The following is a 22275-nucleotide window of genomic DNA, read 5'->3' on the forward strand; positions in this document are numbered from 1 at the left end:
ACGCCCATGAACCGTACAACCCCGTTGTACCTGGCATTTGTCGCCAGTCTGCTCGCCGTGCCTGCCACCCAGGCGGCGGTGAAGATCGGCAGCGTCGGTCAGACCGACCTCAGCCTCGAAGGCCTGCTCCAGGCCGATGGCAACTGGTATTCCTCCGACCAGCGCGACCTGGGCGATGACCGCCTGCGCATGCGCCGGGCCGAGCTGGTGCTCAAGGGCGATGGCCCCGGCCCGCTGGACTGGACCCTGGGCTGGGATGCCAAGGCCGAAAAATTCCTCGATGCCAATGTGCGTGCGCGCTGGCAGGACGCTGACCTCAAGCACAGCCTGCGCGTGGGCCAGTTCAAGCAGCCCAACTCGCTGGAAGAGCTCAGCAGCACCGGCGCCAACGATTTCATCGCCAAGGCCACGGCCACCTCGACCTACGCGATCGGCCGGCGGCTGGGCCTGGGCTACGAGCTGGGCGGCCAGCGCTGGGGCATCAGCGCCAGTGTGTTCGGCGATGAGCTGACCAACGGCCTGGCTGAAGGCAATGGCCAGGCACTACGCGGCTGGTGGCTGCCGCATGCCGGCGCCGGCAACACCGTGCACCTGGGCATCAACCATGCCCGCCATGACCTGCCGGCCGACACCCTACGGCTACGTGCCCGCCCCAATGCCGACCTGGCTGATGTGCGCCTGATCGACACCGGCCGCCTGCCCGGCACCGACCGCCTGGCCACCACCGGGGTGGAGGCGCTGTGGCTGGCCGGGCCGTGGAAGCTGCAGGGCGAATACTTCACTGCCACCGGCAAACGCCAGGCCGGCGCCGATTTGGACAGCCACGGTGGCTACGCAAGCGCGGTCTACAACCTCGGCGGCCACGCCTGGAGCTACAGCGGCGGGGTTCCCTCCCCGCCCAAGGCCGGCTCGCTGGCCGGCGGGCTGTGGCAGCTCGGTGCCCGTTACGACCAGCTGGACCTGGATGACGGTACGGTGGCCGGCGGCAAGCAGCAGGCCCTGACCCTGGGCGTGAATTACTGGTACGGCGCCCATTCAAAATTCGCCCTGAACTGGGTCAAACTGCGCAGTGAGCGCTTCGATGCCGCCACCGGCAGCACGCTTTCCGATGATCCGGACATCCTCGAGGCGCGCATTCAGCTGTACTGGTAAGGGACGTCATCGCGCTGTCACCCGAACGCCGCCGTAGTGTCACACGGCGGCGTTTTACTTGTCCGGCGCACAAACCGCAGCCAGCAGCAGACCCGGTGTACAGCCCCCGGCCCCTGTGTCTGGCTGCCAGGACACCGCGTATGACAATTTCTCCTTCGCCCGTCATACACGTGTAACAAAAACATCATTCCATAGTCGCAACCTGCTTGAACCCCATCGTTGTGTCTATGGAGACCACCATGAAATTGCGCACCACCGGCCTTGCTGCCCTTTCCCTGGCCATTGCCCTGGGCCTGTCGGCCTGTGGCGGCTCACAACCACCGCAAGGCGAACAGGCAGGCAGCAGCGAGCGCATCAGCACCGAAGTATCCGGTGCCGGCGCTTCCTTCATCTTCCCGCTGGTCTCCAAGTGGTCGGCCGATTACAACGCCGCCACCGGTGCCAAGATCAACTACCAGTCCATCGGTTCGGGCGGCGGCATCGCCCAGATCAAGGCCGGCACGGTGGACTTCGGCTCCTCCGACAAGCCGCTGCCCAGCGATGAGCTGGCCGCGGCCAACCTGGGCCAGTTCCCGTCGGCCATCGGCGGCGTGGTTCCGGTGGTCAACCTGGAAGGCATGGCCCCGGGCCAGCTGCGCCTGAGCGGCGAACTGCTGGCTGACATCTACCTGGGCAAGGTCACGTTGTGGAACGATGCGGCCATCGCCGCACTGAACCCGGAACTGTCCCTGCCGGCCGAGAAGATCACCCTGGTCCACCGCTCCGACGGTTCGGGCACCACCTTCAATTTCACCAACTACCTGTCCAAGGTCAGCAGCGGCTGGAAGGACAGCGTCGGCGAAGGCACTTCGGTGCAGTGGCCGGCCGGTGTCGGCGGCAAGGGCAACGAGGGCGTGGCCTCGTACGTGAAGCAGATCAAGGGCGCGATCGGCTATGTCGAACTGGCCTATGCCACCCAGAACGCGATGCCGTATGCCTCCATGCGCAATGCCGATGGCAACTGGGTCCAGCCCAGCGCCGAGACCTTCGCCGCCGCCGCGGCCAATGCCGACTGGGCCAATGCGGCCGACTTCAACCTGGTCATCACCAATGCGGCTGGTGCCAATTCCTGGCCGATCACCGCCACCAACTTCATGCTGATGAGCAAGCAGCCCAAGGATCCGGCGCGCAACCAGGCCGCACTGGATTTCTTCAAGTGGGCCTTCCACAACGGTCAGGCACAGGCCAACGAGCTGCACTACGTGCCGCTGCCGGCCGAACTGGTCACCCAGATCGAAGCCTACTGGGCGGCAGAGTTCAGCAAGTAACAGCGCCGGTGCCCGCGTCTGACGCGGGCACCGTCCTTGCGGCCTGTCCGCACAGTGCTCCACTACCGGCTTTAGTGACCGATGACATCCCCCTCTTCTACCGCTGCACCGTCGCCAAACGAACGGCGCGATGCGCGCAATGACCGCATTTTCCGCGCGATCCTGATGACCACCGTGGGTCTGGTCCTGGTGGCGCTGGTCTGTGCGGCACTGTCCATGCTCTGGGGCGGGCGCCATGCGCTGGCCAGCCAGGGCCTGAGCTTTTTCACCTCGGCCGACTGGAATCCGGTCGAGAACCGGTTCGGCGCACTGGCACCGATCTACGGCACCCTGGTCACTGCCGTGATCGCGATGCTGATCGCGGTGCCGGTGTCCTTCGGCATTGCCTTCTTCCTGACCGAAGTGGCGCCGCGCTGGCTGCGCGGCCCGGTCGGCACCGCGGTGGAACTGCTGGCCGGCATCCCGTCGATCATCTACGGCATGTGGGGCCTGTTCGTGCTGGTGCCGGTGATGACCGAGTACGTCACCCCGCTGCTCAATGACCACCTCGGCACGCTGCCGCTGGTCGGCGTGCTGTTCCAGGGCCCGCCGCTGGGCATCGGCATGCTCACCGCCGGTTTCGTGCTGGCGATCATGGTGATCCCGTTCATTTCCTCGGTGATGCGCGAGGTGTTCCTGACCGTGCCGACCCGGCTGAAGGAATCGGCCTATGCGCTGGGCTCCACCCGCTGGGAAGTGACCTGGGACATCGTGCTGCCCTACACCCGCTCGGCGGTGATCGGCGGCATCTTCCTTGGCCTGGGCCGCGCCCTGGGCGAGACCATGGCGGTGGCCTTCGTGATCGGCAACTCGGTACGCCTGACGCCCTCGCTGCTGGAGCCGGGCACCACCATCGCCGCGCTGATTGCCAATGACTTTGGCGAAGCCACCGAAACCTACCGCTCGGCCCTGCTGCTGCTGGGCTTTGTCCTGTTCATCGTCACCTTCGTGGTGCTGGCCATCGCCCGCCTGATGCTGATGCGCCTGTCCCGCAAGGAGGGCAACTGATGTCCACGTCCTCGCTATACCTGCGCCGCCGCCTGGCCAATGTGCTGGCCATCGGCCTGGGCTGTGCCACGGCCCTGTTCGGCCTGTTCTTCCTGGGCTGGATCCTGTGGACCCTGATCAGCCGTGGCCTGCCCGGCATCAACTGGGCACTGTTCACCCAGATGACCCCGGCCCCGATGCAGGAAGGCGGCCTGGCCAATGCCTTCTTCGGCTCGGCAGTGATGTGCGCGCTGGCCATCGCCATCGGTACCCCGCTGGGCGTGCTGGCCGGTACCTGGCTGGCCGAGTACGGCAATGCGCGCAAGGCCGGCACGGTGGTGCGCTTTGTCAATGACATCCTGCTCTCGGCACCGTCGATCGTGCTGGGCCTGTTCGTCTACACCCTTTACGTGATGCAGACCGGCGGGCGTTTTTCCGCCTTTGCCGGTGCGCTGGCACTGGCCTTCATCGTGCTGCCGGTGGTGATCCGCACCACCGACGAGATGCTGCGCCTGGTGCCTTCGCAGATGCGCGAAGCGGCGCTGTCACTGGGGATCCCGCAGTGGAAGGTGATCGTGCAGGTGCTCTATCGCAGCGCCGCGGCCGGCATCGTCACCGGCATCCTGCTTGCGCTGGCGCGCATTTCCGGCGAGACCGCACCACTGCTGTTCACCGCCTTCGGCAACCAGTACTGGAACAGCGACGTGTTCGCGCCGATGGCCTCGGTGCCGGTGGTGATGAACCAGTTCGCCGGCAGCCCCTACGAATCGTGGCAGGTGCTGGCCTGGGCCGGCGCCTTGGTGCTGACCCTGTTCGTGCTGCTGGTCAGCCTGACCGCCCGTGGCCTGTTGCTGCGCAACCGCATCTCCCATGACTGATCTTTCCGCCGAGCCGACCATGAACAACACTTCCCACAGCGTGCCGATGCAGCGCATCAACGTGCCCAGCCACAACGGCATCGTGCTGCCGGATGCACCGGTCAAGCTGGCTGCGCGCAACCTGAACTTCTACTACAACGGCTTCCATGCGCTGAAGAACATCAACCTGGATGTGCCGGAAAAGCGCGTCACCGCGCTGATCGGCCCGTCCGGCTGCGGCAAGTCGACCCTGCTGCGCATCTTCAACCGCATCTACAACCTGTATCCGAAGCTGGAAGCCAAGGGCGAGGTGCTGCTGGACGGGGAGAACATCCTGGCGCCCAAGTACCCGATGAGCCGCCTGCGCTCCAAGGTCGGCATGGTGTTCCAGAAGCCGGTGCCGTTCCCGATGACCATCTTCGAGAACGTCGCCTACGGCATCCGCCACCACGAGAAGCTGTCCAAGGCCGAGATGGCCGACCGGGTCGAACAGGCGCTGCGCCAGGGCGCGCTGTGGGACGAGGTCAAGGACAAGCTGGGCCAGAGCGCGCTGGGGCTGTCCGGCGGCCAGCAGCAGCGCCTGTGCATCGCCCGTGCGGTGGCCCTGCGCCCGGAGGTGCTGCTGCTGGACGAGCCCACCTCGGCGCTGGACCCGATCTCCACCAGCCGCATCGAACAGCTGGTGGAAGAACTCAAGAGCGATTACACCATCCTGATCGTCACCCACAACATGCAGCAGGCCGCGCGCGTGTCCGATTACACCGCCTTCATGTACCTGGGCGACCTGATCGAGCATGACCGCACCGAGGTGATCTTCTCCCAGCCCAGCAAGCAGCAGACCGAGGATTACATCACCGGCCGCTTCGGCTGAGCTGCCTGGCTGCACGCCAGCCGTGCAGCCATCCCCGCGGCATTGCCAGGCCGGCACAGACACACCGTTGCCGCCCTGCTGCACCAGACACGGGCGCATTGCCGCCCCACCCTCCACCGGACACATGACCATGCCCAACGAGCACATCGTCAAGAGCTACGACGAAGAACTGCAACGCCTGACCCAGGAAATCACCCGCATGGGCCGGATGGCCGTAGCCCAGCTGGAATCGGCACTGGATGTGATCGAACGTTTCGACCCGCTCGCAGCCGAACGGATCATCGCCAATGATGTCGAGATCGATGCCCTGGAGCAGTCCATTGCCCATGACGTGATGCGGCTGGCGCTGCGCGGCCCGCTGGCGCGTGACCTGCGCGAGATCCTGGTCGGCGTGCGGGTGCCTGCCGAGCTGGAGCGGATTGGCGACCACGCGGCCAATGTGGCCAAGCGCTCGCGGGTGCTGGCGCAGATGCCGCCGGCCAACCAGCCGACCCCGCCGCAGATCCAGGGGCTGCGCGCGGTCGGCAAGCTGGCCGCCAGCCAGGTGCTGCGCGCCATTGATGCCTACGAAAAGCGCGATGTGCAGGCGGCCATGGCCATGCGCGAGGACGATGCCCGGCTCGATGCGCTGTATACCGCGCTGTTCCGCGAGCTGTTGACCTACATGATGGAAGACCCGCGCAACATCACCTCCTGCACCCACCTGCTGTTCATGGCCAAGAACCTGGAACGGGTTGGCGACCACGCCACCAACATCGCCGAGAACGTGTGGTTCCTGGTCCACGGCGACCAGCCGCTGCCGCCCCGCGAAAAAAGGGACGGAACCAGCGCGGCCGGAACCAACTGACCCGGCACGTCCCCACCATCCCTGGGCCGCCAGGCTTCAGGTCATCGGGCCCTCCACGGAGCGCTCTGGTAACCTTGCCGGATGTCCGAAACCAGTGAAACCCCGCCGTTGGCGGCTGATGTGATCCCGATGTCGCGGCGCTTCCGTGGCTTCCTGCCGGTGGTGGTGGACGTGGAGACCGGCGGTTTCGACTGGAACCGGCACGCCCTGCTGGAAATTGCCGCGGTACCGATCGAGATGGACGAGAACGGCATCCTGTTCCCGGGCCAGACCGCCAGCGCGCATGTCATCCCGGCGCCGGGCACCGAGATCGACCCGCGCTCGCTGGAAGTGACCGGCATCATCCTCGACCACCCGTTCCGGCTGGCCAAGCCCGAGCGCGAGGCGCTGGACCACATCTTCACCCCGGTGCGTGCGGCGATGAAGAAGTACGGCTGCCAGCGCGCGATCCTGGTCGGGCACAACGCGCATTTCGACCTGAGCTTCCTCAACGCCACCGTGGCGCGAGTCGACCACAAGCGCAATCCGTTCCATCCCTTCAGCGTGTTCGACACGGTGACCCTGGCCGGCATCGCCTATGGCCAGACCGTGCTCGCCCGTGCCGTGCAGGCCGCCGGCTTCGAGTGGGACGCCGAGGAAGCGCACAGCGCGGTCTACGACACCGAGCAGACCGCGAAACTGTTCTGCAAGATCGCCAACGCCTGGCCGCGCTGAGACCGGGCTGCCAGGCCGCACTTGTCCGGCTCAGTCGGTACAGATGCGGTCGCGGCCACCGCGCTTGGCCTGGTAAAGCGCACGGTCGGCCCGCTGGTAGAGCATCGACGGCGATCGGTCGCCCTCGCCCAGCTCGACCAGGCCGGCACTGAAGGTCACCCGGAGCCCCGCCACGCCGCCCCAGTCGCCGTGCGCATGGAACAGCGTGCGCAGCCGCTCGCAGATCTTCTCCGCTTCGGCGATCCGCGTGTCGTTGAGCAGCAGCGCGAATTCCTCGCCGCCGGTGCGCGCGGACATGTCCGAATCGCGGCAGGCCGAATCCAGCAGCAGCGCCACCTCGGCCAGCACGGCATCGCCGACGCTGTGGCTGTAGCGGTCGTTGACGTGCTTGAAATGATCGATGTCCAGCACCACCAGGCACAGCGGGTGGCCGCTGCGCCGGGCACGGGCGAAATCGCGCCCCAGCACCTCGTCGAACGCACGACGGTTGGCCAGGCCGGTCAATGCATCCTCGCGCGCCTGCCGCTCGAACGCCTCGGCCTGCCGCGCCAGGCGCTCGGCCAGCTCGGTCTTTTCCAGGTTCAGTGACTGCAGGTGCAGGGTCTGGGCCTGCAGGTCGGCGGTCGCCTCTTCCACGCGCCGGGCCAGGCGCAGGTTGCTGACGCGGTAGCGATGCAGCCGGAAACGGTACAGCGCCACCCCGCCGACCAGCAACAGCACCCCGGCCAGCACCTGCACGCTGGTGCGCTGCCACCAGAACGGCTGCACGGTGAAGTGCCAGGCGGCGACCTGCCGTCCCCAGTCACCGCCCGGATGGGCCGCGGCCACGTGCAGGGTGTAGTCGCCCGGCGGCAGGCCGATGTATTCGACCGCACGCTGGTTGCCGCGTTCGACCCAGCCCTGGTCCAGGCCCTCGAGCCGGGTGCGGTAACGGATGCGATCGGACATCAGGTAACTCAGGCCGACGTAGCTCACTGCCAGCCGCGTTCCGCCGGGGATCGAGGTCGCCTCGCGGCCATTCCACGCCTCCAGCTGGCCGTCCACGCGCACGGTTTCGATCACCGCCGGCGGTGCCATGCGGTCGCGGAAGCGTTCGCGCCGCTGCGGATCGACCGTGCTCAAGCCGCCCGCGGTCACCACCCAGAAGCTGCCATCGGCCCGCAGCAGCGCCGACGGCCCGGAACTTCCGTTGGCCTGCGAGTTGGCCATGCCGTCGATCTCGCTGTAACGCTCGACGCTGATGCGCCCGGCGCGGCCGTCGGCGACCTCGTTGAGCGCCGCCATGTCGGTACGCAGCACGCCACGGTTGCTGCTGATCCACACGCTACCCAGCTGGTCGGGCACCAGCTGGAATACCGTGTCCACCGGCATGCCCTGCTCCAGGCCCACGCGCGCCAGCTGGCCGTCCCGCCAGCGGTACAGCCCGCGATCGCTGCTGATCCACATCGCAGGGCCGACCTGCTGGAAGCCGAACACGCTCCGTCCCCCGCCCAGCGGTTCCAGGTCGATACGCTGCACCTTGTCGCCGCGCAGCACCGCCACGCCCTCGATGGTGCCGATCCACAGGGCGCCGGATGGATCGTGCGCCAGCGCGGTGATCAGTCCGTCCGGCATGCCGGCCAGGCTTGCCGCATGCGCACCATTGGCATCGATGTAGCTCACGCCCTGCTGGGTGCCGGCCCAGACCGTGCCGCGGGCATCGATGCTCAGGGCGCGGATGTTGCCGCCGAGCAGCCCCTCGGCACTGCCATAGGCATGGCGCAGGCTGCCGTCGGGCGCCAGGCGGAAGATGCCGTCGGCAAAGGTGCCGACCCAGATATCGCCGTCCGGGCCCTGGGCCAGGCTCAGTACCGAGGGCGGCTTGCCGGCACCGTTGCGCAGCGGCACCGGTACGAAGCGGCCGTCGGCCAGCTGCCGGTCCAGGCCACTGGCACTGCCCACCCACAGTCGCCGGTCGCGGTCTTCCAGCACCGCGCGCACGTAATCACCGCTGAGTCCGTCGCGCGTCCCATAGCTGGTGAACAGGGTTTCGCGCAGCCGGTACAGGCCGCCATTGGCGCCGACCCAGATGCTGCCCTCGGCGTCCTCGCGCAGGCTGACCACCCGTCCGCCTGGCAGCTTGAGGCTGGCCGGCAAACGCTCCACGCCCCGGTTGCCAACGCGCAGCACGCCCTGGTTCTCGGTGCCCAGCCACAGCTCGCCGTAACGGTCCTGCAGCATCGCGGTGATGTGCACCGGCTCCGGCAGGCGGTGGACCAGCTCCGGCCTATCACCGCGCAGGCGGTACAGCCGCTGGCCGGCGGCAATCCAGATCACGCCATCCGGGGCGCGGTATGGCCACACCAGGCCCTGTCCCAGCCCCCACGCTGCCGGGGCACGCTTGATCACGCCATCCACGTCGCGCAGCACCAGGCCGTCGAGCGTGCCGATCCAGACCCGGTCCCGGGCATCGACCGCGATCTTGGTGAAGCTCATCGGCATCGGTACGCCAGCCGGCGCGGTCTCGAAATGCAGGCGCCCCGCCGGGTCCAGGCAGCCCAGGCCCTTGGCCTCGTACAGCAGCCACAGCCGGTCGTGGCTGTCCATCTGCATGGCCTGCACCAGTACCTTGGGCATGTCGTCCCGCGGCGACCAGTGCTGCCACTGGCCGATGCCGGTACGGCGGCTGACGTTGCCGCGCGAGTCGCTGATCCACAACGCACCCTGGCGGTCCACATACAGCGCGCCAATGCCGTTGTCGCGCAGCCCGGCCTGGCTGCCGCGGTCGAACACGGTGAAGTCCAGGCCGTTGTAGCGGACCAGTCCCTCCCAGGTGGCGAACCACAGGTGGCCTTCCGGGGTCTGGGCTATGTCACGCAACGAGTTGTGCGGCAGCCCGTTGCGTGAGGTCCATACGTCCACTGCGTAATCCCGCAAGGGGGGACGGACCTGCGCCGCAAGCGGTGCCACGGCCAGCAGCGTGCACGCCAGCAGGAAGCCGCGCAGTAGCGACTGCCAGCGCCGGGCGATGCGTGGCGCGCCGGCGCGGGGTGCATGCTTTCCGGAATTCATGGGTGGTGATGCATGCAACGGCCAGCACCGGATCCGGTACGGAAACACTGCCGGCTCGCGAATGGCGCACCGGCACGAACGGGCTGGCTCATTGGGACAGTGATCCGGAAGATCGGCGGATGATAGGGAAAAACCCGGCGGCCGGTGTAAACCGCGCCGCCGCGGGGTCAGCCGCGGTTACCGCCAGCCCGCGGTGGCTGCGACCACTCGACCACCGCTACCAGTCCGCCTTCGGGATGGTTCTCCAGCCACAGCCGCGCACCATCCTTCTCGGCGAGGGCACGGGCGATGGTCAGGCCCAACCCGGCCCCGCCGGTCTCCCGCGAGCGCGAGGTTTCCAGCCGCAGGAACGGATCGAACACCGCTTCCAGTTCGTCCGGCGCCAGGCCCGGGCCGCGGTCGCGGATGCGCACCACCACCGTTCCGCCATGGCTTTGCGCCGAAACCCGGGCGCTGTGCCCGTACTGCACGGCGTTGTCGACCAGGTTGGAGAACAACCGGTGCATGGCCAGCGGGCGCAGCAGCAGCACCTCGCCGCAGCCCTGTTCGAACTCCACCTCGGCGCCGGACTCGGCCGCGTCCTCGACGATGCTTTCCAGCAGCGAATCCAGGTCCAGCGGCGCCGGCTTCTCGGCGCTCTCGGAGCTGCGGGCAAGCTCCAGGCCTTCGCGGATCAGCGCCTGCATCGCGGCCAGGTCAGCGATCAGCCGCTCGCGCAGCGCCTCGTCGGCCACGTTTTCAAGGCGCAGGCGCAGCCGAGTGACGGGCGTCTGCAGGTCATGGGTGATGGCGGCCAGCATCTGCGTGCGCTCGCCAAGATGGCGCTGCAAGCGCTTCTGCATGGCATTGAAGGCCTCGGCCGCGCGACGCACCTCCAGCGGGCCGCTGACCGGCAGCGGGTCGCGCTGCAGGTCCTGGCCCAGCTGGGCGGCGGCCGAGGCCAGGCGCTGCAGCGGCGCACTGGCCATGCGCGCGACCACGTAGGCCAGCACTGCGATGGCCAGGCCCAGCAGCGACAGGAACAGCGGATCGAAGGCCTGCGCCGAATCGCGCGCCACCGCCGGGGTCTCCATCACCAGCCGCAACGGGGTGCCGTCGCCCAGGCGCAGCTCGACCAGCCGGCAACCCGGCGGCGCGAACGCGGGATCACGCTGGCGCATGCGGCGACGCTGCATCTGCTCGTCGGTGCGCGGCACGATGTCCGGCAGCCGGGGCACGCAGGCACGGAAGTTGGCCGCATGTACCTGCGCGCTGGACACCGGCCCGCTGCGCTGCGCCAGCACGGCGGTCAGCGCCGCGTCGGCCGTGCCGACCCGCACTTCTTCCGGGGCCAGCCGCACGTTCGGGCCGCCGGCCTGCAGCAGGCGTTCGCGCAGTTCGGGATTGTTGTCCAGCAGGTTCACATAGCCCTGCAGGCGATCGGCCAGGCGCACCAGGATCTGTCGGTCGAGGTCCTGCTGGCGCTTGGCGGTGGCCACCAGGGTCGCGCCCATCGCCGCCACGCTCATGCCGAGCAGCAGGATCACGAACAGGCGGCCTGCCATCGAGGACAGGAACAGGCGCAGGCGCTTCATTCCAGGCCCACCGCGGTGGCGAACACATAGCCTTCGTTGCGCACGGTCTTGACCAGGCTGCCGGCCTCGCCAAGCTTCTGCCGCAGGCGGCTGACCTGCAGGTCGATCGCGCGGTCCTGGGCCTCGTAGTTGCGGCCCGAGCTCAGCGACACCAGCTGCTCGCGCGAGAGCACCTTGTTGGCATGGGCCACGAACACCCGCAGCAGGCGGAACTCGGCGCCGGACAGCACCACCACGCGACCGTCCGGATCAACCAGGTGGCGATGCTCCAGGTCGAAGGTCCAGTCGGAAAAGCGCGCGCGGCGGATCGACAGCGGCTCCAGGTTGGCCGGCAGCGCCTCGGTCCGGCGCAGCACGTTGCGGATGCGGGCCAGCAGCTCGCGCGGTTCGAACGGCTTGGCCAGATAATCGTCGGCGCCCATTTCCAGCCCGAGCACGCGGTCGATCGGCTCGCTGCGCGCGGTGAGCATGATCACCGGGGTGGACGAGCGCGCACGCAGGTCGCGGCACAGGGTCAGCCCGTCCTCGCGCGGCAGGTTGAGGTCGAGCACGATCAGGTCGATGTGCTCGCGCTCGAGCACGCGGCGCATCTCGGCGCCAGCGCCGGCCGTGCTGACCTGGTAGCCGGCACGGCCGAGCTGCTCGGCCAGCAGCGAGCGGATGTCGATGTCATCGTCGACCACCAGCAGGCGGTGCATGGTCTGGAATTCCGTCATGGCCTGAATGATCCATCGTATCCGATCGCCCTGCGCGCTCCGGTTGGCATCGCACTGTGTCGACCACCTCCACCGATACATTTCGTTACATCCCGCCCGCGGCCGGATACACAGCGACACAAACCGAGCATTGAGCCAGCACCCCCGCTTGCCCACACTGGCTGCCATCGCCGCACGAGCGGCCATCCATGAGTCGAACCCCACTGTGAAGCCTTCACTCCCCCGGACCCGACGCGGCCGCGTGCTGCTTGCCGCCGCCATCGCTGTGCTGGTCGCGATCATCGTCGCGTGGGCACTGCGCAAGCCCGAGGCCCCCACCGTGGCCACCTCGCCGGTGGTGCGCGGTGACCTGGAACAGACCGTGGACGCCACCGGCGTCATCGATGCCTACAAGCTGGTCACCGTGGGTGCGCAGGCGTCCGGCCGCATCACCTCGCTGAAGGTGCAGCTGGGTGATGTGGTCAAGGCTGGCGACCTGATCGCCGAGATCGACTCGACCACCCAGGAAAACAGCCTGCGCAACGCCGAGGCCGCGCTGGAGAACATCCGCGCCCAGCGCGCGGTGCAGGAAGCGACGCTGCGCGAGGCCGAGCTGGCCTTCCAGCGCCAGAAGACCATGCTGGCCGAGGAAGCCACCTCGCGCGCCGAGTACGAAAGCGCGCAGGCCCGCCTTGCCACCTCGCAGGCGCAGATCCGCGCGCTGGACGCACAGATCAAGCAGCGCGAGACCGAGCTGGGCACCGCCCGCGCCAACCTGGGCTACACCCGCATCACCGCACCGATCGACGGCACCGTGGTCGCGGTGGTGGCCGAGGAAGGCCGCACGGTGAACGCCAACCAGTCGGCGCCGACCATCGTCAAGCTGGCGCGCCTGGACCTGGTCACGGTCAATGCCGAGATCTCAGAGGCCGACGTGGTCAAGATCAAGCCCGGCATGCCGGTGTACTTCACCACGCTGGGCGAACCGGACCGCAAGTACCGCGGCACCCTGCGCACGATCAACCCGGCGCCGGCCTCCATCGCCACCGAGTCGACCAGCAGCAGCGGCAGCTCCAGCGCCAGCACAGCGGTCTACTACAACGCGCTGTTCGACGTGGAAAACCCCGACGGCACCCTGCGCATCGACATGACCGCCCAGGTCTCGGTGCAGCTGGCCGAGGCCAAGGGCGTGCTGCTGGTCCCGGCCGTCGCGCTGGGCCCCAAGGCCGGCGCCGAAGGCCCTGGCCCGCGTGGCGCTGCCGGCCCGGGCGCAGGTGGCGAACGCGGCCAGCGTCCGGCCGACGCCGCTGCCCCGCAGCGCCCGGCCGCTGCGCCGGGCGAAGCTGCCGGCAAGCCGGCTGCCGACGGCAACTGGTACATGGTCCGCGTGCTCGGCAAGAACGGCCAGCCGGAGCCGCGCCGGATCAGGATCGGCCTGAACAATGGCTCCAACGTCGAGGTGCTTGAAGGCCTGGCCGAGGGTGACAAGGTCGTGGTTGGCGAAGTGACCGCCGCCGAGAGCGCAGCCCGCGGCGGCAACAACCGCAACCCGATGATGATGGGTGGGCCGCGTCGATGAGTACGCCCCTGCTGCGCGTGCGCGACCTGCGCCGCGAGTTCCCGGCCGGCGATGAAACCATCGCCGTGCTCAAGGACATCAACCTGGACATCGAGGCCGGCGAGATGGTCGCCATCGTCGGCCAGTCCGGTTCGGGCAAGTCGACGCTGATGAACATCCTCGGCTGCCTGGACCGCCCGACCCGCGGCAGCTACCAGGTGGCCGGCCGCGAGACCGGGAAGATGCTGCCCGACGAGCTGGCCGAACTGCGCCGCGAGCACTTCGGCTTCATCTTCCAGCGCTACCACCTGCTGGGTGACCTGGATGCGCGCGGCAACGTCGAGGTGCCAGCGGTATATGCCGGCGTGCCGGCCGAGGCGCGCAATGCCCGCGCCGAGCAACTGCTGGCGCGGCTGGGCCTGTCCGAGCGCATGGGCCACAAGCCCGGGCAGCTGTCCGGCGGCCAGCAGCAGCGCGTGTCGATCGCGCGTGCGCTGATGAACGGCGGCGAGGTGATCCTGGCCGACGAGCCCACCGGCGCGCTGGACACGCACTCGGGCGAGGAAGTGATGAAGATCCTCGGCGAGCTGCATGCCGAGGGCCACACCATCATCCTGGTCACCCACGACATGCAGGTGGCCGAGCACGCCCAGCGCATCATCGAGATCCGCGACGGCGAGATCATCGCCGACCGCCGCAACCAATCGGCACCGAGCCATCGCGCCACGCGCGCCGCGGCCCCGGCCAATCGCCCTGGCAGCCGCTTCCAGGCCGCACGCGACCGTTTCACCGAGGCGTTCCGCATGGCCCTGCTGGCGATGAACGCCCACCGCCTGCGTACCTTCCTGACCATGCTCGGCATCATCATCGGCATCGCCTCGGTGGTGTCGGTGGTGGCGATGGGCAACGGCTCGCAGGCGCAGATCATGGAGAACATCTCCGCGCTGGGCACCAACACCATCGACGTCTACCCCGGCCGCGGCTTCGGCGACATGCGCTCTGGCCGCGTGCGCACGCTCAAGGCCTCGGACGTGGACGCGCTGTCGCAGCAGAGTTACGTCGACAGCGCCACGCCGTCGGTGTCGTCCTCGGTCACCGCGCGCCTGGGCAACAAGGCCGCCAACGCCCAGGTCACCGGTGTGGGCGAGCAGTTCTTCCGGGTCAAGGGCGTCAACATCGTGTCCGGCAGGCTGTTCAACGCCGACGAAGTCAGGTCGCTGGCCCAGGTCGCGGTGATCGACGAGAACACGAGGATGCAGCTGTTCGGCAGCGATGATCCGCTGGGCCAGATCGTGCTGCTGGGCAATGTCCCGGTGCGCGTGATCGGCGTGGCCAAGCGCCAGTCGATGGGCATGGGTGGCAACACCAATCTCACCGTGTGGGCCCCGCACACCACGGTGATGGCACGCATGCTCGGCCAGAACTACGTCAGCTCGATCACCGTGCGCGTCAAGGACGACACCCCGATGCCGGCTGCGCAGTCGGCCATCACCAAGCTGCTGCTGATGCGCCACGGCACCGAGGACTTCTTCCTCAACAACACCGCCGAGATCCGCGAGACCATCGAGTCGACCAGCAAGACCATGACCCTGCTGATCGGTGCGATCGCGGCGATCGCGCTGATCGTCGGCGGCATCGGCGTGATGAACATCATGCTGGTGTCGGTGACCGAGCGTACCCGCGAGATCGGCGTGCGCATGGCCGTCGGCGCCCGCCAGAGCGACATCCGCCAGCAGTTCCTGATCGAGGCGGTGCTGGTGTGCCTGCTCGGCGGCATCCTCGGCATCCTGCTGGCGCTGCTGATCGGCTGGGGTTTCAAGACCTTCGGCGGCAGCTTCACCCTGTTGTTCTCGACCTCGTCGATCGTGGCGGCCTTTGCCTGCTCCACCCTGATCGGCGTGGGATTTGGTTTCCTGCCCGCAAGCAACGCGGCGCAACTCGACCCCGTGGAGGCGCTGGCGCGCGAATGATGACTTCCTACAAGATCCTGCGGCCGCTGCTGCTGTCCGGCGCACTGGCGGCCGCCCTCGCCGGCTGCGCCACTCCCGGCGCCTCGTCGGTGTCCGACCTGCGCGTCCCGGCCCGGTTCGGGCGTGGCGACGCGGTGGCCAATGCCCCGGTCGAGCGCGTCGAGCTGGGCGTCACCGCGCCGGCCACCGACGCGGCCAGCGATGCCTGGTGGCAGGGCTTTGGCGATCCCGGGCTCAATGCCCTGATCGAACGCACGCTGGCGGTCAACACCGACCTGGCCAGCGCCGGCCTGCGCCTGGAGCGCGCGCGCGTGCAGGCCGGGCTGGCCTCGGCCAGCCTGTTCCCGCAGGCTTCGGGCTCGGTCAGCACCAGCGCCAGCCGCGACCTGGACGGCAGCGACGACTGGTCCCGCAACAACAGCGCCGGCGTGTCGCTGGGCTGGGAGCTGGACCTGTGGGGCAAGCTGCGGGCGCAGCGCGACATCGCGCAGTGGGAAGCGCAGGCCAGCGCGCAGGACCTGCAGAACACCCGGCTGCTGCTGGTCGGCCAGGCCGCCGAGCTGTACTGGCAGCTGGGTTACCTCAACCTTGCCATCGAAACCGGCCAGGCCAACCTGGAGCGCCTGCAGCGCACCGCCACCCTGGTGCAGTCGCAGTTCAATGCGGGTGCGGTGTCGCGGCTGGAAGTGCGCCAGGCGCAGCAGAACGTCGAGAGCCAGCGTGCCGCCCAGGCGCAGCTGGAACAGCAGCGCGTGGAGGCACGCAATGCCCTGACGGTGCTGCTCGACGGCCAGCCGTGGCCGGCGGAGAGCGAGCCGAGGAACCTGGACGGCTTCACCCATCCGGACGTGCGCGAAGGCCTGCCGGCCGAATTGCTGGCACGCCGCCCGGACCTGCGCGCGGCCGAGCTGCGCCTGCGGCAGGCGCTGGCCTCGATCAAGGTCACCGCCACCAGCTACTACCCCACCCTCAGCCTGACCGGCTCGGTCGGCAGCTCCAGTCCTTCGCTGGGTGACGTGCTGAGCAATCCGGTGGCCACGCTGGGTGCCGGCCTGAGCCTGCCGTTCCTGCGCTTCCGGCAAATGCAGCTGGACATCGATTCGGCCGACCTGTCCTAGCAGATCGCCGCCAACGACTTCCGCAGGACGCTGTACACCGCGCTGGCCGAAGTGGACAACGCACTGTCGGCACGCCAGCGGCTGGCCGAACAGGTCGCAGCGGCCGAGCGTTCCTATGCCGAGGCTGTGGAGATCGAGCGCCTGTACGAGGTGCGCTACCGTGCCGGCGCCACCGACCTGCGCAACTGGCTGGACGCGCAACAGACCCGGCGCAATGCCGAACTGTCGCTGGCCCAGGCCCGTCGCAGCCAGCTCGGCAACGACGTTACCCTGGTCAAGGCACTGGGCGGCGCGGCCAACTGAGCCACCCCGCGGCCGGATACGAAAAGGCCCCGCTTCGGCGGGGCCTTTTTTCTTGCAGCAACCGGGGGGATCAGCCCAGGCGCTGGCGCACTGCCTCGAACAGGCTGACGCCGGCGGCCACCGACACGTTCAGGCTCTCGATGTCGCCCGGCATCGGGATCTTGACCAGCGCATCGCAGTTCTCGCGGGTCAGGCGGCGCATGCCGTCGGCTTCGCCGCCCATCACCAGCGCCACGTTGCCGCGCAGGTCCACCGAGTACAACGAACCACTGGCCTCGCCGGCCAGGCCGTAGATCCACACGCCCTGCTTCTGCAGGTCCTTCAGGCAGCGCGACAGGTTGGTGACCGCGACCACCGGGATGCGGTCGGCTGCACCGGCCGAAACCTTGCGCACGGTGGCGTTTACCGAGGCCGACTTGTCCTTGGGGATCACCACCGCGGTGGCACCGGCAGCAGCCGCACTGCGCAGGCAGGCACCGAGGTTGTGCGGGTCCTGCACTTCATCCAGCACCAGTAGCAGGGCCTTGCCCTCGGCAGCCTCGACCAGGCCCTGCAGCTCGTTCTCGCTGTAGGTCTTCGCGGCGACATAGCGCGCCGCCACACCCTGGTGGCGGGTGGACCCGGCCACGCCGGACAGGGCCTGCTCGTTGACCTTGCGGACATCGATGCCCTTGCGCCGAGCGTTCTCCTCGATCTCGACCAGCCGCGGGTTCTTCGCGCCGGCCTCGACCAGCACCTCGCGGACGTTCTCGGCATCGTTGTCGATGGAGGAAGCGACGGCGTTGACGCCGACGATCCACTGGGTTGGCTTGCTCATTGCGGGGCGGGACCGGAAAGGGGGCGGTAATGGTAGGGGTTATCGACGCCGCCCGCACTCAGTCCGCGGGCGACCACTGCTCGGTGTCATGGTCCGGATGCTGGCGCGGGACCAGCCTGGCCAGGAAATCCTGGACACCGGCGTCCTCGTCGGTACGTCGCGCCGGCAGGGTGTGCAGGGCGTCGACGGAGGGGAGTTTTCCCTCAACGCCGTACTGGATCGTCGGCGGCACCCGCCCCGGCTCGTCAAAGGCGCCGGCAGCCACCGAGACCCCGTCCGGTGTCTCGTAGGTCAGCGGCGTTCCACAGTCGGCGCAGAAACCGCGCCGCACCAGGTTGGATGAGGCGAAGCGTCTGGGCTCGCCGCGAGTCCAGCGGAACTCGGCCTCGCTCACTGTCACCAGTGGCGCGTAGTAGGCGCCGAAGGCCTTCTGGCACATCCGGCAATGGCAGATCGAACTGTGCTCGAGCTGCCCACGGACGTGGAACCGGACGGCCCCGCACTGGCAGCCACCGCCGTATTCGGGCTGTGCTGACATCGCTACCTCCTGCCGACGCTGGGCGCCGGCAGGACGCCGGCGCCCTGGACTCAGTACTTCTTCTTGGTGCGCTTGGCCGGCCTGGCGCGCGGCGGGGGCATCGGACCGCTCTGCCCGTCATCAACGCGCTCGTCCTTGCCGACCAGGCGGAAGTCGATCTTGCGCTCTTCCATGCTGGCCTTGAGTACCAGGATGCGCACGCGGTCACCAAGGCGGAACTCGCTGCCACGGCGCTCGCCGCTGAGCGTCTTGCGCACCGCGTCGAACTGGTAATAGTCCTGCGGCAGCTGGGTGACGTGGACCAGGCCGTTGACCTTGGATTCGTCCAGCTCGACGAACAGACCAAAGCTGGTCACGCCGCTGATCACGCCGTCGAACTGGCCGCCGACGTGCTTTTCCATCCATGCGGCGCGGTAGCGCTCGTCGACCTCGCGCTCGGCCTCGTCGGCACGGCGCTCGCGCTCGGAGCACTGCAGTGCCAGCGCCGCCATCTGGTGCGGCGTGTACTGGTACTTTTCCGGGCGACCACCGGTGAGCATGTACTTCAGCGCGCGGTGCACCAGCAGGTCCGGGTAACGGCGGATCGGCGAGGTGAAGTGGGCATAGGCCTCCAGCGCCAGGCCGAAGTGGCCGCTGTTGTCGGCCGAATACACCGCCAGGCTCTGGCTGCGGAGCAGCACCGATTCCAGCAGGGCGGCGTCCGGGCGCTCGCGCACCTTCTTCAGCAGCTTGGTGTAGTCACCCGGCACCACCTTGGACCATGGCGGCAGGCTCAGCTTGAATTCCTTGAGGAATTCCAGCAGGTCGGCGTACTTGGCTTCCGGCGGCTTCTCGTGGATGCGGTACGGCGCCGGCACGTGCGCGGCCATCAGGTGCATGGCGGCCTGCACGTTGGCGGCGATCATGCATTCCTCGATCAGCTTGTGCGCGTCGTTGCGCACCAGCATGCCGGCCTGGGTGACCTCGCCGGTGTTGTCCAGCACGAAGCGGACTTCGGAGGTTTCAAACTCGATCGCGCCACGGCGGGCACGGGCCTTGGCCAGCACCTGGTAGAGCTGGTGCAGGCGCTGGATCTGCGGCAGCAGCGGGCCGATGAAGGCCTTGGCGTCCGGGTCATCCTCGCCCACCGCCTGCCACACCTGGGTGTAGGTCAGGCGTGCGTGCGAGTTCATCACCGCCTCGTAGAAGCGCGATTCGGTCACTTCGCCGGCGCGGTTCACCTGCATGTCGCAGACGAAGCACATGCGGTCGACCTTCGGCATCAGCGAGCAGATGCCGTTGGACAGGGTCTCCGGCAGCATCGGCACCACGAAGCCCGGGAAATACACCGAGGTGGCGCGCTTGATCGCCTCGTCGTCCAGCGGGCTGCCGGGGCGCACGTAATTGGAGACGTCGGCGATGGCCACCACCAGGCGGAAGCCATCGGCATTGGGCTCGCAGTAGACCGCGTCGTCGAAGTCCTTGGCGTCCTCGCCGTCGATGGTCACCAGCGGCATCTGCCGCAGGTCCACACGGCTGCCGATCATCGAGGGCTCGACCACCAGCGGTACCGCGGCGGCCTCGTCCAGTACTTCCTGCGGGAATTCGTGCGGCAGCTCGTGGCCGTGGATGGCGGCCTCGACCAGCAGCGACGGAGTCAGCTTGTCGCCGAGCACGGCGATGATGCGGCCGATCGGCGGCCGGCGCGAATCCGGCGCATGCACCAGTTCGCAGACCACCAGCTGGCCGTCGCGTGCGCCACCGGTCTGGTCCGGCGGGACCTGGACGTTGCGCTGCACACGCTTGTCGTCCGGCACCACGAAGTTGATGCCCATCTCGACACTGAAACGGCCGATCAGGCGGTTCATGCCGCGCTCGAGCACGCGGGCAATGCTGCCCTCGCGGCGGCCGCGGCGGTCGATACCGGTGACGTTGGCGAGCACGCGGTCGCCGTGCATCACCTTGCGCATTTCATACGGCGGCAGGAACAGGTCGTCGCCCCCATCGATGGTGCGCAGGAAGCCGAAGCCTTCCGGATTGGCTATCACCGTGCCCTGGATCAGGTTGACCGCCTGCACCGGGGCAAAGCCACCGCGGCGGTTCTGCACCAGCTGGCCGTCACGCACCATCGCGCCCAGGCGCTTGCCCAGCGCGTCGAAACGGTCCGGCTCGAGCAGGCCCAGGTGCGCGGCGATTTCCTCGGCGTTCTGCGGGCCATCGCAGCGGTCCAGCAGCGCCAGGATGGCCTCGCGGCTGGCGATGGGCTGGGCGTAGCGCTCGGCCTCGCGTGCGGCCTGCGGATCCTCGAAGCCGGATTCCAGCGGTGCAGGCGGGCGCCGGCGCCTGGGGGCCGGATTGGCCGCACCGGGCTTGCTGGAGTGGTTCAGCGGCAGCGCGGCGGCGCGGCTGAAGCTTTCAGGCAGCCACCCCGGCAGCCTCTTTTCGTCGCGGGCCTTGCCCGGTCCAGTGGCCGGCGAGTCGCCGGAACGCTTGCGGGCATTGGCCCGGTTGGGAGATTTTTTCTTCATCAAGGCCGCATGGTACTCCCTGAACAAGTATAGAAACGGTGTTCGCCCGACGCGCGGTTAAGCCGGGTACCGATTGACAACTCGCCCTACCATGCCCAGAATCGCCGGCTCGATGTGCCCAGGTGGCGGAATTGGTAGACGCACTAGTTTCAGGTACTAGCGGGTAAAACCGTGGAGGTTCGAGTCCTCTCCTGGGCACCAAGAGTTTCAGCAGAAAACCCGCGAAAGCGGGTTTTTTCGTTTCCGGCACACGCTGTCCTTTTTCGCTGGCGAAAGTCGTTGACAGCCTTCTGTTGCACAGGCACAATTTCGCTCCTGAGTCGCCCAGGTGGCGGAATTGGTAGACGCACTAGTTTCAGGTACTAGCGGGTAAAACCGTGGAGGTTCGAGTCCTCTCCTGGGCACCAAGACTCAAGTGATCAAACCCGCGAAAGCGGGTTTTTTCGTTTCCGGCTTCCGGAAGAGATGCGTCGCTCAGGCAGACGGGTCGTAGAAACGCCGTGCCAGTCCAGCGCGCCCCGGAAACATGCCGAACCACGGTCGCGCCGCATCCACCACGACGACCACGTCGCCGTGCTCCATCAAACGGTCGAAGTACGCGGCCAGATGCGGCACCTCGGCGGGGAACGGAACGTAGGCCACCGCATAGAACAGGGCCGGTGCCGCCGCGCAGTCGGCGAGACTGAAGTCCCCGCCCGCAAGCCAGGTCGTCGCCGCAGTTGCCGGTCCAGCACGCCGTAGGCCTTGAGCAGGGTCGCCGTCGCCGCAGCGGACGCGTCAACGCTGCGACTGTCCGGCGCCCTCAACCGCTCGGCAGTGAGTGCCTGCATAGGGGTCATCACGTAGAAGTCGCAGAAGCGATCCCAGAAGCGCACCTGCAGCGCCGCGTCCGTCTCCTGCGGAATAAGCCTCGCATCGCCAGCCGCGTGATGCAGCTGCAGGTACTCGATGATGATGCTGGTCTCGGCCACCACCCTGCCCGCATCCTCGAGCAGCGGCATCTTGCCCATGGGCGACAGGGCGAGGAAGGCCGCGCGCTGAGTGGCATCGGAGAAATCCAGCATCCGCTGCTCCAGCTCCACGCCCAGCGCGTGCGCGGCGATCAGCACCTTCTGGCAGCAGGACGACAGCGGATGGGCATGCAGCACCGGCGCAACCATGGCAGCAATCTCCTCGCGGGGTCGGGCGAATATTGCACCCGTCATGCGGGAGCAGCGTACGAAGCCTTCATCATGCGTTGACAGCCCCGCAATGCTTGCCCATAATTCGCGGCCTGAAATGCCCAGGTGGCGGAATTGGTAGACGCACTAGTTTCAGGTACTAGCGGGTAAAACCGTGGAGGTTCGAGTCCTCTCCTGGGCACCAAGAGT

General features: G+C 68.0%; 16 protein-coding genes, 3 tRNA genes and 1 pseudogene. 13 read left to right on the forward strand and 7 right to left on the reverse strand.

Features of this window, described 5'->3' with window-relative positions:
- Positions 1-6: 6 nt before the first annotated feature.
- From LG380_RS07075 to rnt, 7 genes are all read left to right on the forward strand, one after another.
- Positions 7-1152 carry a porin gene (locus LG380_RS07075; protein WP_225764217.1) on the forward strand — a complete coding sequence of 382 codons (1146 nt, stop codon included), beginning with the start codon at positions 7-9 and terminating at the stop codon, positions 1150-1152.
- A 239-nt stretch (positions 1153-1391) separates the two neighbouring features.
- Positions 1392-2459 (forward strand): phosphate ABC transporter substrate-binding protein PstS, encoded by a 1068-nt coding sequence (gene pstS / locus LG380_RS07080; RefSeq protein WP_225764218.1) that lies wholly within the window; start codon positions 1392-1394, stop codon positions 2457-2459.
- Between the two features lie 81 nt (positions 2460-2540).
- Complete coding sequence (gene pstC / locus LG380_RS07085) at positions 2541-3506, forward strand: phosphate ABC transporter permease subunit PstC (protein WP_225764219.1); 966 nt, start codon at positions 2541-2543, stop codon at positions 3504-3506.
- On the forward strand, positions 3506-4363 hold the full coding sequence (pstA, locus tag LG380_RS07090; protein ID WP_225764220.1) for a phosphate ABC transporter permease PstA: 858 nt from the start codon (positions 3506-3508) through the stop codon (positions 4361-4363). Before pstC ends, pstA begins: the two co-directional genes overlap by 1 nt.
- 19 nt (positions 4364-4382) lie before the next feature.
- Entirely contained in the window at positions 4383-5213 is an 831-nt protein-coding gene (gene pstB / locus LG380_RS07095) for a phosphate ABC transporter ATP-binding protein PstB (protein WP_057665758.1), read from the forward strand.
- 124 nt (positions 5214-5337) lie between these two features.
- Positions 5338-6060 (forward strand): phosphate signaling complex protein PhoU, encoded by a 723-nt coding sequence (gene phoU / locus LG380_RS07100; protein ID WP_225764222.1) that lies wholly within the window; start codon positions 5338-5340, stop codon positions 6058-6060.
- 81 nt (positions 6061-6141) lie between these two features.
- Positions 6142-6774, forward strand: coding sequence for a ribonuclease T (rnt, locus tag LG380_RS07105; RefSeq protein ID WP_225764224.1), 633 nt, complete (start codon positions 6142-6144; stop codon positions 6772-6774).
- 30 nt (positions 6775-6804) lie between these two features.
- Here the strand turns inward: rnt and LG380_RS07110 are convergent, their stop codons facing one another.
- From LG380_RS07110 to LG380_RS07120, 3 genes are all read right to left on the reverse strand, one after another.
- Positions 6805-9825, reverse strand: coding sequence for a ligand-binding sensor domain-containing diguanylate cyclase (locus tag LG380_RS07110; RefSeq protein WP_225764226.1), 3021 nt, complete (start codon positions 9823-9825; stop codon positions 6805-6807).
- Positions 9826-9992: 167 nt separating this feature from the next.
- A complete protein-coding gene (locus LG380_RS07115; RefSeq protein ID WP_225764228.1) occupies positions 9993-11399 on the reverse strand; it encodes an ATP-binding protein in 1407 nt (468 codons plus the stop codon).
- Entirely contained in the window at positions 11396-12097 is a 702-nt protein-coding gene (locus tag LG380_RS07120) for a response regulator (RefSeq protein ID WP_225766515.1), read from the reverse strand. Before LG380_RS07120 ends, LG380_RS07115 begins: the two co-directional genes overlap by 4 nt.
- A 223-nt stretch (positions 12098-12320) precedes the next feature.
- Here LG380_RS07120 and LG380_RS07125 point away from each other — a divergent pair, with 223 nt between their 5' ends.
- From LG380_RS07125 to LG380_RS07135, 3 genes and pseudogenes are all read left to right on the forward strand, one after another.
- Entirely contained in the window at positions 12321-13673 is a 1353-nt protein-coding gene (locus LG380_RS07125) for an efflux RND transporter periplasmic adaptor subunit (protein ID WP_225764231.1), read from the forward strand.
- Complete coding sequence (locus LG380_RS07130) at positions 13670-15622, forward strand: MacB family efflux pump subunit (RefSeq protein WP_225764232.1); 1953 nt, start codon at positions 13670-13672, stop codon at positions 15620-15622. Before LG380_RS07125 ends, LG380_RS07130 begins: the two co-directional genes overlap by 4 nt.
- A pseudogene (locus LG380_RS07135) lies at positions 15622-17043 on the forward strand (efflux transporter outer membrane subunit). The gene LG380_RS07130 and the pseudogene LG380_RS07135 overlap by 1 nt, the downstream one beginning before the upstream one ends.
- A 70-nt stretch (positions 17044-17113) precedes the next feature.
- Here the strand turns inward: LG380_RS07135 and rlmB are convergent.
- Genes rlmB through rnr form a run of 3 tightly spaced genes read right to left on the reverse strand, consistent with a single transcriptional unit; the run spans position 17114 to position 20908 of the window.
- The gene (rlmB, locus tag LG380_RS07140; protein ID WP_225764233.1) at positions 17114-17860 is read right to left on the reverse strand and encodes a 23S rRNA (guanosine(2251)-2'-O)-methyltransferase RlmB; all 747 of its coding nucleotides are present in this window, start codon (positions 17858-17860) and stop codon (positions 17114-17116) included.
- A 58-nt stretch (positions 17861-17918) separates the two neighbouring features.
- Positions 17919-18398 carry a GFA family protein gene (locus tag LG380_RS07145; RefSeq protein ID WP_225764234.1) on the reverse strand — a complete coding sequence of 160 codons (480 nt, stop codon included), beginning with the start codon at positions 18396-18398 and terminating at the stop codon, positions 17919-17921.
- 50 nt (positions 18399-18448) lie between these two features.
- Complete coding sequence (gene rnr, locus LG380_RS07150) at positions 18449-20908, reverse strand: ribonuclease R (RefSeq protein WP_225764235.1); 2460 nt, start codon at positions 20906-20908, stop codon at positions 18449-18451.
- A gap of 113 nt (positions 20909-21021) precedes the next feature.
- Between rnr and LG380_RS07155 the strand changes: the two genes are divergently transcribed.
- Positions 21022-21106, forward strand: a tRNA-Leu gene (locus LG380_RS07155).
- Between the two features lie 121 nt (positions 21107-21227).
- Positions 21228-21312: transfer RNA gene (locus LG380_RS07160), tRNA-Leu, on the forward strand.
- A 174-nt stretch (positions 21313-21486) separates the two neighbouring features.
- On the opposite strand, the gene LG380_RS07170 is transcribed toward LG380_RS07160, so the two are convergent.
- Positions 21487-22065, reverse strand: a complete 579-nt coding sequence (locus LG380_RS07170) for a glutathione S-transferase (RefSeq protein ID WP_225764236.1) — start codon at positions 22063-22065, stop codon at positions 21487-21489.
- A 120-nt stretch (positions 22066-22185) separates the two neighbouring features.
- On the opposite strand from LG380_RS07170, the gene LG380_RS07175 reads away from it, so the two are divergent.
- Positions 22186-22270: transfer RNA gene (locus tag LG380_RS07175), tRNA-Leu, on the forward strand.
- Positions 22271-22275: the final 5 nt, after the last annotated feature.

It is taken from the genome of Stenotrophomonas sp. Marseille-Q4652 (assembly GCF_916618915.1).
Lineage (GTDB): Bacteria > Pseudomonadota > Gammaproteobacteria > Xanthomonadales > Xanthomonadaceae > Stenotrophomonas.

Excerpts from the sequence above, each read along its gene's own strand:
- LG380_RS07075 (WP_225764217.1), top strand. The coding sequence starts at position 7 with ATGAACCGTACAACCCCGTTGTACCTGGCATTTGTCGCCAGTCTGCTC.
- pstS (WP_225764218.1), top strand. The coding sequence starts at position 1,392 with ATGAAATTGCGCACCACCGGCCTTGCTGCCCTTTCCCTGGCCATTGCC.
- pstC (WP_225764219.1), top strand. The coding sequence starts at position 2,541 with ATGACATCCCCCTCTTCTACCGCTGCACCGTCGCCAAACGAACGGCGC.
- pstA (WP_225764220.1), top strand. The coding sequence starts at position 3,506 with ATGTCCACGTCCTCGCTATACCTGCGCCGCCGCCTGGCCAATGTGCTG.
- pstB (WP_057665758.1), top strand. The coding sequence starts at position 4,383 with ATGAACAACACTTCCCACAGCGTGCCGATGCAGCGCATCAACGTGCCC.
- phoU (WP_225764222.1), top strand. The coding sequence starts at position 5,338 with ATGACCATGCCCAACGAGCACATCGTCAAGAGCTACGACGAAGAACTG.
- rnt (WP_225764224.1), top strand. The coding sequence starts at position 6,142 with ATGTCCGAAACCAGTGAAACCCCGCCGTTGGCGGCTGATGTGATCCCG.
- LG380_RS07110 (WP_225764226.1), bottom strand. The coding sequence starts at position 9,825 with ATGAATTCCGGAAAGCATGCACCCCGCGCCGGCGCGCCACGCATCGCC.
- LG380_RS07115 (WP_225764228.1), bottom strand. The coding sequence starts at position 11,399 with ATGAAGCGCCTGCGCCTGTTCCTGTCCTCGATGGCAGGCCGCCTGTTC.
- LG380_RS07120 (WP_225766515.1), bottom strand. The coding sequence starts at position 12,097 with ATGCACCGCCTGCTGGTGGTCGACGATGACATCGACATCCGCTCGCTG.
- LG380_RS07130 (WP_225764232.1), top strand. The coding sequence starts at position 13,670 with ATGAGTACGCCCCTGCTGCGCGTGCGCGACCTGCGCCGCGAGTTCCCG.
- rlmB (WP_225764233.1), bottom strand. The coding sequence starts at position 17,860 with ATGAGCAAGCCAACCCAGTGGATCGTCGGCGTCAACGCCGTCGCTTCC.
- LG380_RS07145 (WP_225764234.1), bottom strand. The coding sequence starts at position 18,398 with ATGTCAGCACAGCCCGAATACGGCGGTGGCTGCCAGTGCGGGGCCGTC.
- LG380_RS07170 (WP_225764236.1), bottom strand. The coding sequence starts at position 22,065 with ATGGTTGCGCCGGTGCTGCATGCCCATCCGCTGTCGTCCTGCTGCCAG.